This is a genomic window from Mucilaginibacter gossypiicola (assembly GCF_900110105.1).
GTDB classification, from domain to species: domain Bacteria; phylum Bacteroidota; class Bacteroidia; order Sphingobacteriales; family Sphingobacteriaceae; genus Mucilaginibacter; species Mucilaginibacter gossypiicola.
Map to the genome: position 1 here is coordinate 594,610 of NZ_FOCL01000002.1, position 12,755 is coordinate 607,364.

Here is a 12,755-nt window from a genome sequence, read left to right on the forward strand (position 1 = left end):
TTATTCGTAACATACGCTCAAACATTCAATCCTATAATTTTGTATTTTTACATTTAATATAAGGGGCACTGCACGTTGATGGATGATAACAGGTTAAATATTTTAAATGGGTCTAACAGGATGCTCAGCAAGCTTCAGCTGCTGTCAGTGTTTTTTGAAGATGAGCTCATTTACAAACTCTACCTGCGTACCCAGGTTATCCATAAACTTTTTGAAACCAATCCCGAGATCGACATCAACAAGCTGGAGCTTTTCCACGTACAATTTACCACCAGTCTGGTCGACCTGCTCCGGAAGATCAAAAAGAACAACGAGAACAATGTAAGCCTCGTGCTTGATGAGATCCAGCTTACCAAAGAGATGATTGATCAAATGGATGACAATGCACTCACCGAGCAGGATTTTAAAATTGACAGGCAAAGGCAGGCGCTGAAAGTGAACCTCTCCTTGCGGAAACTTTACCAGGTACTTTCCGATAATTCAAACGATTACCCTTTCTCTAAAAATATCAACGCTTTTAGTCTGCGGTATGGGTCCGACTTCTTTTATAATATAACGCCAGAGCTTTATAACGAACTGGTTCAGTATAATTATAACGACACCTATCATAATACCAATGCTATTATTCAGCGTAAACTGATGGGGATATTGTTAAAACGTGAGTTTCGTACCGAATTTTACTGCGGTTTAAAAGCCGGCAACCTCATACTGGAAGTATATAAATTTATGGATGAGGACAGGTACTTTTTATTTTCGCCTGCCAATAATTTATTCCTATTTTGCGACGTAACAAAGCTTTCGGGCGTAGAGAATAATAGTAATCTATCTAAAAAAGAAAAACTGGCGCATGAGCTGCAGGATAAAATTGACAAACAGCAAAGCGATGTGGTAACCATGAAATCATACATGCCACCCGAAATAAAATCCCTGTTAGCCGAAAACTACAAGAAAATAGCCGACATCAACTTTTTACAAAGCCTGAGCGATGTTGATGTGCAGGCCAATATTTTAAAAGCAATGCTTAATACCGATATCATATAATTTATGGAGTTTTTACACTACGTGCTTGGCCCCGACCTGAAGGCCGGCGTCCTGATCATTTTAAACCTGATTGTTATTGAGAGCCTGCTCTCTGTTGATAATGCCGCCGTACTGGCAACCATGGTGCTCGACCTGCCTCCGCACCAGCGTAAAAAAGCATTACGTTACGGTATCATCGGTGCCTACGTTTTACGCGGCGTTTGTTTGTTCTTAGCTGCATGGCTGGTATCTGTTTGGTGGTTAAAACCACTTGGCGGCTTGTACCTCATTTATTTATGCTTCAACTATTTTAAAGGTAAACTATCAGCAGGCGACGGTGATGGGGAAGAGGAATCTGTTGATAAAAACAAAAACTGGCTTTACCGCTCAACAGTAGGTTTGATAGGTAATTTATGGGCAACTATCGCCTTAGTTGAGCTGATGGACCTTGCCTTCTCTATCGATAACGTTTTTGCCGCGGTGGCTTTTACCGATCATAAAATGCTGATCTACATCGGCGTGTTCATCGGCATCCTGGCTATGCGTTTTGTAGCACAGGCTTTTGTGAAGTTAATGGAAAAATTCACCTTCCTGGAAACTGTAGCATTTATAGTGATCGGCGTGCTGGGGATTAAACTGTCCTCATCATTATACGTTCACTTTTTCCCGGAAGCCGGATTTTCAAAACTGATGGAGGGCGAAAGCGCTGATATTTTCACGTCAGTATTTACTGTGGCTATATTTATTATCCCGGTACTTACATCGCTACTGTTCAACTTCCCTAAAAGACATACTATTGAGCCCGAAGTTGCCGAAGCAGCAGAGGATGTATTGGATAAGCAGTAGTAAATCAGTTGGCAGTTTTGAGTTGGCAGCAGGCAGTAAAAAACGCAGGCCATGTGCGATTCCACTCTTGAGAGGGGCGGAGGGGGGCGTTTAACCAAGCGAAAACAACGCTGGAGAAACACACCCCTGCCATCACTCATTTCCATCGCGCCCCCTCTCAAGAGGGGAATAGGAACTTCGCTCTTTCAGATCAGTTGAAAATTGACTTAACGATATAAATTAAATGTTCTTAAATAAAACAATAGCATCCATCTTCGGCATCGGTTTTTTAAAAGGCGGGGGTACTTATGCGGCCATTGTTACCTGCGGCTTTATCTGGCTGCTGTGGCAAAGTCCTGCTTTGCAAAACCCGTGGTATCTGCTGGCTATTACCATATTTATTACTGCACTTGGTGTATTTGTAGGTAATAAAGTTGAACCTGATTGGGGCGAAGACAGTTCGCGCGTGGTCATTGACGAAGTTGCCGGGATGCTGATAGCCATGCTCTTTATTCCCGCTAATTTGTATTTCCTTTTAGCCGGGTTAATATTGTTCCGCTTTTTTGATATTGTGAAACCACTTGGTGTTCGCAAAATGGAAGACCTGGGCGGCGGTTTGGGTGTGATGATGGATGATGTACTGGCCGGTGTTTATTCCAATATCCTGCTTTGGGTAGGGTATTTTGTTTGGATGAAGTTTGGTGCACATTAATTAATAGAGCTTGCCGAGGCGGGCACGCATTTTAGCGCAAGTCTTGAGTAGGGGAAATGAGGAGTGGATGACTTGTGCTTTTGTATCGTCCTAAAAAAAGTTTACAGACATTTCGCATAGGCACAAGTGAGCATGCCCACATCCATCCACACAACACTTGCGCCATAGAGGTTAATTAATGCTTTTCCCTCTTTTAACTTCCCACTCCGTCGTCCCGAACTTGTTTCGGGATCCCACATACAGGGCAAACCATGCATGGCTGCTTAGCAAATGGGGTGCTGAAACAAGTACAGTGTGACCGTTATTATAGATAAAAATCCCCGCCCTCCCTGTAACAACCTCCCCCTGTCACCGTCTTATTTTTGTGTAGACAATTTTTACAATATCACCTCGATAAAACATCTACCTTAGATTAAATGTTTAATTGCCGGTTTGTCACCGGCCAGTACCTGCAATGCCGCGCAAAACCCAATAGGCAATACAGGTTTCACCTAAAAAATAACACATACTAAAATGGCTATTAACTTACAAAAAGGGCAGAAAATAGATATCGGCCTTTCAAAAATGACAGTTGGTTTGGGCTGGAACCCAAACGAAGGTACAGGTTATGATTTCGATCTTGACGTATCGGCCATCATGATCGATGCCAGCAGGCTGGTACCGCAGGATGAGTTTTTTGTGTTCTATAATAATGTCGATTCGCCCGAACAATCGGTTCACCATACCGGCGATGACCCTACAGGTGGTAACAGCGATGGCGGTGATGACGAGTCAATCACCGTTGATTTAACCAAAGTTGACAATCGGATCCAGGAGATCCTGTTTGTGGTTACCATTCACGAGGCACAGGCCCGCCGTCAAAATTTTGGTCAGGTGCGCGACTCATACATTCGCATATTAGATAACCAGACAGGTGCCGAAGTTTGTAAATACGAACTTGGCGAAGATTTTTCTATCGAAACAGCTATCGAATTTGGCAGGTTGTACAAGCGTGGTGGTGCATGGAAGTTTGAAGCATCGGGCGTAGGTTATAAAGAAGACCTGGCCTTCTTTTTAAGTAAATATTTTAAAGGGCAAATAATCAAATAAGGCAATGGCTATAAATTTGGTAAAGGGTCAAACAATTGACCTGCGTAAAAATGATAAAGGCGAAAGCTTCGACCTCTCGTCAGTAACTATTGGTTTAGGCTGGGATGTACGTAAAAGCAACGGCGGCTTTTTAGGCAAGCTGTTTGGCGGCGGCGAAGAGGCTGAATATGACCTTGATGCGATAGCATTTTTATTAGACAAGAACGGTAAAGTAGCCAATCGTGGTTATGCCAAGCAAACCGCCAATGGCCGCACCATTAATATGTTTGAGGGCGATGTGATCTACTTTAATTCTATGCGTCATCCGTCTGGTCACATTTGGTTAACCGGCGATAACCGTACCGGTGCGGGAGAAGGCGACGATGAGCAGATCATTGTTAAGCTTGATTCGCTTGATCCTAAGTATGACCGCATCCTGTTCCTGGTAGCCATTTACCAGGGGCGTAAAAACAACCAGCACTTTGGTATGGTGGAGAATGCTTTTATCCGTGCAGTAGATAGTCATGGTAAAGAAATAGCGAAATTCAGTTTATCCGGCGATTCAACTTATAACGGCATGTGCTCGATGACCTTTGCCGAAGTATACCGTAAGGACGGCACCTGGAAGTTCCGCGCCATCGGTGATCCGCATTCAACTGATAGCCTTTCTGAGTTGCTGAGGAACTATTAAGAGCAAAGAAACAAGACGTCAAGAAGCAAGAGCCAGGAATTGAAGAATCCCGACTTAGGATTCTTCGCCATGTCATTGCGAGGAACGAAGCAATCGCACGGAAGCAAAGCCGCTCTGTATAGCAAGCGATTGCCACGCTATCGCTCGCAGTGACATGGTGGTTAGTTATAATTCTACCTAAAAAACAATGTACCAGCACTATTCATTTGATCTTTGGCTTACGCTGATCAAATCAAACCCGTACTTTAAGATAGAACGTACCAAGATCTTTCACGGGGATTTTAATCTGGCGGGTAAAAGTATCGATGATGTGGCAAGGGCTTTCCGCCAGGTTGACCTGATGTGCAATGCAGTAAACGAGCGTACCGGGAAAAATATCGATGCAGATGAAATGTACCTCATGGTGATCAGCACGATCAATGATAATCAGTATCCGCTTGCCGATGTCAATATTGAAAAGTTATATGCTGATATGGAAAAGCTGCTGTTCTATTACCTGCCGGTGGTTTACTCGCCTGTAACAATTGAGGTGCTGCAGCATCTAAAACAAAAAGGCGATTGCTCATTGAGTATTTTAAGTAATACAGGTTTTATAAAGGGAGAAACGCTCCGCAAGGTGATGGTTAAGTTAGGGCTGGCAGACTTTTTTAACTTCCAGATCTATTCGGATGAGGAAGGGATGTCAAAACCCAACCGAGAGTTGTTCAACCTTATGGTGCAAAAAGCTAAAGATTGTAACAAACCGAAGCAGATAGGCCTCACAGAAATTATACATATAGGCGACAACCCGGCAGCAGATATAACAGGGGCTAATGACGCAGGTCTCAATAGCTTGCTCATCAATTCAAACAACTTATCCATTTTAACCTTATTAAGTTCATGAAAGCTACCTACTCGTTACATCACATCAACAGCGCAACTCATTTTGGTTTCGATGCCGATGATTACAGTCGTTTTAAGTTTGGCGATGGTGAAGTATCCAGCTATTTTGGCACCGACCTGGCCGATGGTTTTATCGCAAAGCATTTAAGCAAACAGCCGATAAAGCAACAGATAGTAGTGATCTCGAGCCCGTACTCGTTTATCCCTACGGCTACCTTCGCCATGAAAAATCATTTTGTTTGCAAGCTTAACCGCTGGCTGGCTAATCACGGTTACCCGGTGGTGCAGGAAACAAAGGTTCATCGCACCATAACTTATAAAGAAGATTATGGGGAGCTGGATGCCGAGCAAAGGATCAATTTAATTGGTAACGATTCATTTCATATTGATAAGGATTTCCTCACCGGTAAAACGCTCTTGTTTTTGGATGATATCAAAATAACCGGCAGCCACGAGCGCATGATCATGAAAATGGTAGATGAATATGGCTTACAGAACGATATTTACATGCTGTACTTTGCCGAACTGGTGAACAAAAACATCCACCCCAATATTGAGAATTACCTCAATTACCATCACGTCAAAAACATCTATCATTTAGATGATATCATTAAAGGCAATGATTTTTGCATCAATACCCGCATAGTAAAATATATTTTAAATTACGATCACGAAAGTTTTTGCATTTTTATACAGGATCAAGGCAGCAATTTCATAAACTTGTTGTACGATATGGCTTTAGGAAATGGTTATCATACCATTGAAGCCTATGCGCCTAACTTAAACTTTATTAAACAAAACCTATTAATAAACAATAATAAACTAATTCAGCATGGCAATTAACTTGCAAAAAGGCCAAAGGGAAACCATTGGTGCCCCTAAATTTACTATAGGCCTTGGTTGGGATACAAACAGCTCATCAACAGGCTCGGCTTTTGATTTGGATGCCTCGGTGTTCATCATGGGCGATAACAAAAAAATACTGGCCGACGAATTTTTCGTTTTCTATAATAATTCAAAATCTCCGGATGGTGCGGTTGAGCATACCGGCGATAACCTGACCGGTGCCGGCGACGGCGACGATGAGCAAATCATTGTCGACCTGTCAAAGATCGACCCGCGTGCTACCGAAATTTGCATTGTAGTAACCATTCACGAGGCCGAAAGCCGCCGCCAGAACTTTGGCCAGGTGCGCAACTCTTTCGTTCGCATTTTTGACTCGGCTACCAATGTCGATATTTTGAAATATGAGCTGGAAGAAGATTTTTCGATAGAAACCGCCGTTGAGTTTGGCCGGATCTACAAAAAAGACAATAACTGGAAATTTGAAGCTGTTGGTGCCGGCATGAAGGGTGGCCTGCAGGATTATTTAAACAAATACAACTAAAAATATGGCTATCAATCTTCAAAAGGGGCAAAGGATCAGCCTTGAAAAAAGTAACGGCAGCAAACTACAGAATGTATGTGTTGGAATAAACTGGGGCGCCATTGAAAAGAAAGGCCTGTTTGGTTTTGGTACCACAAAAGAGGCTGTTGACCTTGACGCCAGCTGCATTTTGTATAATGACAGCAAACAACTAATCGATGTGATCTATTTCGGTAACCTGCGGTCAAAAGATCACTCCGTAAGGCACAGTGGTGACGACCTTACCGGTGACATGGCCGGTAACGATGGCCTGGACAATGAAGTAATCACTGTTGACTTTGGTACGCTGAGCCCGGCCGTTAGCTATGTAGCTTTTGTTTTGAACAGTTTCCGCGGCCAGGATTTTGGTACTATCCCATTTGCGTCTATCCGCATTTATGAAGGTACGCCAACCCGTGTTAACGAGATCTTCGCTACCTATGACATTGCGCACAGCAAAGATTTTGCTGGCCACGTATCCATGGTTATGGGCGTATTTTACAAAAAGAACGGCGAGTGGAAATTTAACGCCATTGGCGAGCCAACCCGCGACCGCAAGCTGGAAGAAACAGTGAAAACTGTAACTGCAACCTATTTATAGAAGTTAAAAGTCATTGGTCTTAAGTATTAAGCCTGATGGCTTTTAACATGAACTAATTAAGTACTACTAAATCATTAACAATAAGATTATGGAAAGTGCACCAAACAATGATGAACTAAATCTGAATATACCACCGCTGATCACTCCAACCAACCTGGATATTCCAGCGGCAGCTTCACAGGCCAGCAATGTGCCGATGAAGGTAGATAAGCAGGGGAATGTAAACCTTGATGCTATACCAAGCCAGGATCTGCAAAAGTATGGTGACATGGGCAAGGATATCAATCCGGCCGATGTTAACTCGATATTAAACTACGGTGTTGAGGTACAAAACTCAATGGAGAAATACAGCAACAACTTTCTTACTTCGGTACGTACCTATAACTCGGGCGAAGTAGGCGGACTGATTAACGAGTTGCTTACCGAGCTTAACTATATTGACGTTGACGAGCTGAACCAAAACGCGTTCACCTCATTCATATCACATATCCCCTTCATGAAAAAGCTGGTTGTTGATACCAAAAAGCTTTTCCAGAAATACGATACAGTGGTTAACAATATTGATAAGATCACCAATAAGATCAAGGCTGGTCGCGTTAACTCTCTGAAGGATAACAGCTCGCTGCAAACCATGTTTGACAGCAACGTTACCTACATTAAGCAAATGGAAGACCTCATCATTGCCGGACAGCTCAAATACAATGAACTTAACGAAAAGCTGGCTGTGATGGACGGTAACCCAACAGGTTACCAGGATTATGAAATTGCCGATCTGCGCGATTTTGTAAACCGTTTGGATAAACGCCTTGCCGACCTGAAAGTAGTTCGTTTTATCATGCTGCAATCACTGGCCCAGATCCGTGTGGTGCAGAACAATAATACCACCATTGCCGAAAAAGCACAGTCTATCGTATCAACCACTATCCCGGTTTGGAAAAACCAGCTTACCATAGCTGTAGCGCTCAACCGTCAAAAGGAGAACGTGGAAATGCAGAAAAAAATCTCGGATACTACCAATACCATTTTACAAAAGAATGCCGAGATGCTGAAACAAAACAGCATTGACGTAGCCCGTGAAAATGAAAAAACGGTAGTGTCATTAGATACCCTGAAAAAGACTACCTCATCGCTCATTGAAACCCTTACCGAGGTTAAACGCATTCACGACGAAGGCACAGCCAACCGCCGTACCCTGAATACCGAGCTCCAAAACCTGGAAACAGAGTTGAAGAAAACGGTAACGAGTGTGAGTTAAATGGCCGCAAGGCAATAAATAACCGTCATTGCGAGGTACGAAGCAATCCCAAACTATACAGGGCGAACCTATAAAGTCGCTCTGCTAATCGGGGATTGCTTCGTACCTCGCAATGACGTTTTTATAAGAAACAAAATCTTCTCTCACCCAACCACAACCTGCCTCTTCCCATACCTGTTTATAACCTCGGCCAAAATCAAATTAGGCACCCAGCTAAAAAAGGCAATGATGAGGTAGTTATTATGAAAATTTACGCCGTTACCCAGTACGGTGAACAGCCAGATATAAAACCGTAAGGTAACCGCACCAAAGGCAAGGGCATAACTGCGGTTCATCATTTTAATGTGATCATCTATCCGGCCGTTTTTTACCAATAGGAATGCTGCTAATGTAAAAACTACCCAAAGCGTATTTTGCAGCAGGAACGATATAAACACACCCGTACCGCGGTTTATAAAAAGTGTCATCACGTAGGCACCCGGCGCGGCAAAAAACAAAACGCCGAACACATACAGCTTTCCTAATGCCCGGTGAAGCGCTTTGTTATTGTAAACCTTTTTTGAAAACTGAAAGAATCCGGCAAGCAGGATAACGCTGCTGCCTATAATATGGCAATAAAAAGCGGGCAGATACCACCCGGTTTTAACAGCCGCTTCCTTAATATGCAAAAAGTAGGAATCATGATTAAAATCCCAGTACTGAGCAAATGTACCGGCACACAATATCAACACCCAGAAAAAGGCAAAATATCTTAATATGCGACCGGTAATGCTCATTTAGCAGCAAGTACTTTGGGCGCTATCACCGGCAATCCCTTTAGTTTCTGGTCTATCCACTGGATGTTATATTTATCAATCTCAGTTAGCGAGTCCTGAACGCTGGCATTTTCCGGTTTGTACTGATCATAAAACTGCTGCGTGAAAACATCCGTCCAGCGCTTGTCTTTAAACTTGTAGTTATAGTCGGCGTAGATCTCGTTTTTCATATACCTTAATGTTTCGGATGAAATTGGCCCTCCACCTGAAGTTTTATATTTCTCGTCAACAACTTTACCGTAAACGTAACATCCATTGATAAAATGGTCGTCCATTTTTTGGTATTTTGTAAAAGCAAAAACTCTTTTAGTTTTTATCGCCTCTTTTACCTTGCCATTTCCAAGTTTAAGAAAATGAAATACAGGCAGCTCATCAATAAATGTATGATTATAGAGTTCGATATTAGCAGTGGTTGTAACTTTTACCTCCAGCAGCGAATCGCTGATTGCATTAATATTATACTCGTTGCAGCTTCCGCTTATTTCGTTGCCGCCTTCTTCGGTGTTAATATCAGTGTTGATTTCATAGCTATAAATCTTGTTGCTTTTGTCATCTATCAAGATTATGTTGTTGGTATCATAGAATTCGGCGCGGCCACCAATAAAGTAATCGCGAATAGAATAATAAGCAGTTTGCAACCAGCTATTATTTTCGGCAGATACTTTTACCGGCAACGCTTTCGCTTTTACCATATATTGCGAGCTTGTTGCTACAAAGTCAACATGCTTACGCAGTGGGTTTTTAAATTCATGCACTTTTCGAATCAACCCGAGATCAACAAGATATGAAGGAGGAAGATAAATACTGCCGTGCTGCTCGCGCGAGTTAAACTCGGTAATATCACCGGCCGGGCTCTTGGTTAATGTAAATGAGTTTGGTTGCTTAAGTTTTGAAAACAGCTCGCTGATTTTAATTTCGGCTTTTTCGGATACAGAATAATCGTTTTTTAACCAAAAGTATTCATCGCCTTTTCTTAATGCGGCAAGGTTTTCGGTATCATTAACCGGAAATATCTGGTCATATTCAACGGGAATTACAACTTTGCCACTAAGGTCATAAAAACCCCGCTTACGATCTTTTTCAACTTCAATAAGATCAGGGAACGTGCCGCTGATGTTATGAATAAGGTCATATTCAGCAGGGATTACTTCTTTATAATCGGGGCCGATTAATCCCATTTTATATGTTTTGGCAGTATCCTTCATTAAGTTATAATAATCCCACTTCCCCTTTACTACATAAAAATATGTCTGTTTCTTTAAATGGGTAAACCATATTACGCTATCATATTTAGCGAATAAGTTGCCTGCATCTAAGAATGCTTTCAGTGTTTCGGGGCTGTAAATCTCTTTATCTGTATATTTTTTCGCCCACGCGGTATTACGGTAAGCTATATAATCATTCATAAAATTACGGGCATCTGCCTGGTAGATGCTGAGTTTGTTTTGCTCGTTTTTTTGAATGGTAAAAGTTATGCCGGAATGCCTTGTATCCAGATGCTGCTCGCTAAAGGTAACAGGAACAACAGCTGTGGCGAGTTGAGGATTGATCTGCGTAATTTCGGCCTGCTCTACATTCAGCTCTATGTTAAAAGATACATCTTCTTCGTCGCTTTTTTGCTGTTTGTTGATTAGGGTTGTTATTAATTTATTTATAGGTTCAGATGTTTGCTTATCGGCAAAATAACTCATCAATGAATCGCGATTGCCTTTTATAACCTGAGCTTTGAATGCTTTTAAAAAGTTGCTTATTTCATTGCTGCTGGTTGACAATCTGGGTTTTCCTTTGAATAAAAAGTATCCGCCAACGGCTAAAATAACTACAGCCACAGCAATAACGAGGATAGGTTTGGTTTTCATACTACCAAGGTAACGTATTTTTTGAAATAGCAAAAGCAGGTTAAATCCCTTAAAAACAGACCAATAAATATTAATTATATCGCATTAAAATTATATAGTTAAAATCTATACAACATCAATTATTAGTATTCGGGCAGCGGCTTTTAATTTCTATATTTGCATAAACATTAAAAGAAATATCAAAATATGTTAACCATAGGACAAAAATTCCCCGAATTTTCTAAAACAGCAGTAGTAAGCCTTGAAAAAGGTAAAGAGTTTGAAACCCTTACTTCTGAGTATTTAACCAACGATGATAACGTTTGGACTGTAATGTTCTGGTGGCCAAAAGACTTCACTTTTGTTTGCCCTACTGAAATTGCTGAATTCAACAAAAACTTTGGCGAATTCCGCGACCGTGAAACCCGTTTGATCGGTGCTTCTACCGACTCTGAGTTTGTTCACGCTGCATGGAGAAGAGATCACGACGATCTGCGTGATTTGAAATTCCCTATGCTTGCTGATACTTCAAAATCATTGGCTGAAGACCTGGGTATTTTAGAGCCAACTGAAAAAATTGCTTACCGTGCTACTTTCATCGTTGACCCACAAGGTATCATCCGTTGGGTATCAGTTAACGACCTGAGCGTTGGCCGTAACGTGAAAGAAGTATTACGTGTACTTGATGGTTTACAAACTGACGAGCTTTGTCCTTGCAACTGGGAAAAAGGTCAGGAAACTTTAACTGTATAATCATATAACAGATAATTGTCCCCGTACTGGATTTCGGTGCGGGGATTTTTTACACCCTTTTTTAAGTGTTTTATATGTAGAGACGCATAATTGCGTCTCTCGTAGGACAAGCCGCCTGCAATATTCGCCTCCGTAATTTGCATGCGGGAGACGCAATTATGCGTCTCTACAGGAAAATAAAAAATAACCCAAAAAAAATGAACGAAAGTACCGAAGTGATCCAGGAGATACTTGAAAGTATCGGATTAGATAAAAGCTACCGCACCGCGAGCCTTACCCTTTTAGAAACAGGCGAATCACGCTACCTGCGTGATCTGAAGCTGAACTTTACCAGTACCCTTACCTCGGCACATCTAACCAACAAAGAATGCGCCCTGTTGGGTTTAGCTACTGCGGCTAACAACAATAACATACCGCTTATCAATTACTTCACCAAATACGCTAAAGAAAACGAGGCTACCGATGCCGAAATTGGCGAAGCTGTTGGCTGTGCATCATTACTGGCATCAAATAATATATTTTACCGTTTCAGGCATTTTACCCAAAAGGAAAAATACACCCAGATCCCTGCCCGTATCCGCATGCAGCTCATGATGAAACCTGTTACCGGTAAAGAGTTTTTTGAACTGGCCAGTTTAGCTGTATCAGCAATTAACGGCTGCGAGATGTGCGTGAATGCACACGAGGATTCGCTTATAAAATTAGGCACTACCGAAGAGCGTATTTTTGATGCCGTACGTATAGCATCGTTAATTACAGCTACCGGTAAAATTATATTTTAACAAGCATAACTTATTTTAGCAATGAAAAAGGCATGAAACTATAAAATTTCATGCCTTTTTCATAAATAGTATTTTATTGCCCAATAAAATTTGCGTTTTTTAATTAAA

14 protein-coding genes are annotated in these 12,755 nt (G+C 41.8%); 12 read left to right on the top strand and 2 right to left on the bottom strand.

Annotated features, from left to right (window positions below):
• Positions 1-120: 120 nt before the first annotated feature.
• From BMX50_RS07820 to BMX50_RS07865, 10 genes are all read left to right on the top strand, one after another.
• Complete coding sequence (locus BMX50_RS07820; RefSeq protein WP_244280899.1) at positions 121-1,041, top strand: hypothetical protein; 921 nt, start codon at positions 121-123, stop codon at positions 1,039-1,041.
• Between the two features lie 3 nt (positions 1,042-1,044).
• Positions 1,045-1,866, top strand: coding sequence for a TerC family protein (locus BMX50_RS07825; protein WP_091209871.1), 822 nt, complete (start codon positions 1,045-1,047; stop codon positions 1,864-1,866).
• A gap of 223 nt (positions 1,867-2,089) precedes the next feature.
• Positions 2,090-2,557 (top strand): phosphatidylglycerophosphatase A family protein, encoded by a 468-nt coding sequence (locus BMX50_RS07830; protein WP_091209873.1) that lies wholly within the window; start codon positions 2,090-2,092, stop codon positions 2,555-2,557.
• A 513-nt stretch (positions 2,558-3,070) separates the two neighbouring features.
• Positions 3,071-3,646, top strand: a complete 576-nt coding sequence (locus BMX50_RS07835) for a TerD family protein (RefSeq protein WP_091209875.1) — start codon at positions 3,071-3,073, stop codon at positions 3,644-3,646.
• 4 nt (positions 3,647-3,650) lie between these two features.
• Entirely contained in the window at positions 3,651-4,316 is a 666-nt protein-coding gene (locus tag BMX50_RS07840; RefSeq protein ID WP_091209877.1) for a TerD family protein, read from the top strand.
• Positions 4,317-4,503: 187 nt separating this feature from the next.
• Positions 4,504-5,199, top strand: coding sequence for an HAD family hydrolase (locus BMX50_RS07845; protein WP_091209879.1), 696 nt, complete (start codon positions 4,504-4,506; stop codon positions 5,197-5,199).
• A complete protein-coding gene (locus BMX50_RS07850; protein ID WP_091209881.1) occupies positions 5,196-6,041 on the top strand; it encodes a phosphoribosyltransferase family protein in 846 nt (281 codons plus the stop codon). Before BMX50_RS07845 ends, BMX50_RS07850 begins: the two co-directional genes overlap by 4 nt.
• Entirely contained in the window at positions 6,031-6,585 is a 555-nt protein-coding gene (locus tag BMX50_RS07855; protein WP_090531242.1) for a TerD family protein, read from the top strand. Before BMX50_RS07850 ends, BMX50_RS07855 begins: the two co-directional genes overlap by 11 nt.
• A gap of 4 nt (positions 6,586-6,589) precedes the next feature.
• Positions 6,590-7,204, top strand: a complete 615-nt coding sequence (locus tag BMX50_RS07860; protein WP_091209883.1) for a TerD family protein — start codon at positions 6,590-6,592, stop codon at positions 7,202-7,204.
• An 88-nt stretch (positions 7,205-7,292) separates the two neighbouring features.
• Entirely contained in the window at positions 7,293-8,459 is a 1,167-nt protein-coding gene (locus BMX50_RS07865; RefSeq protein WP_091209885.1) for a toxic anion resistance protein, read from the top strand.
• Positions 8,460-8,602: 143 nt separating this feature from the next.
• On the opposite strand, the gene BMX50_RS07870 is transcribed toward BMX50_RS07865, so the two are convergent.
• Positions 8,603-9,235 (bottom strand): DUF2306 domain-containing protein, encoded by a 633-nt coding sequence (locus BMX50_RS07870; protein WP_091209887.1) that lies wholly within the window; start codon positions 9,233-9,235, stop codon positions 8,603-8,605.
• The gene (locus BMX50_RS07875) at positions 9,232-11,133 is read right to left on the bottom strand and encodes a WG repeat-containing protein (RefSeq protein ID WP_091209889.1); all 1,902 of its coding nucleotides are present in this window, start codon (positions 11,131-11,133) and stop codon (positions 9,232-9,234) included. The genes BMX50_RS07870 and BMX50_RS07875 overlap by 4 nt, the downstream gene beginning before the upstream one ends.
• 186 nt (positions 11,134-11,319) lie before the next feature.
• Here BMX50_RS07875 and BMX50_RS07880 point away from each other — a divergent pair, with 186 nt between their 5' ends.
• Complete coding sequence (locus BMX50_RS07880; RefSeq protein ID WP_091172945.1) at positions 11,320-11,865, top strand: peroxiredoxin; 546 nt, start codon at positions 11,320-11,322, stop codon at positions 11,863-11,865.
• A 197-nt stretch (positions 11,866-12,062) separates the two neighbouring features.
• On the top strand, positions 12,063-12,647 hold the full coding sequence (locus tag BMX50_RS07885) for a carboxymuconolactone decarboxylase family protein (RefSeq protein ID WP_091210351.1): 585 nt from the start codon (positions 12,063-12,065) through the stop codon (positions 12,645-12,647).
• The last annotated feature ends 108 nt before the right edge of the window (positions 12,648-12,755 follow it).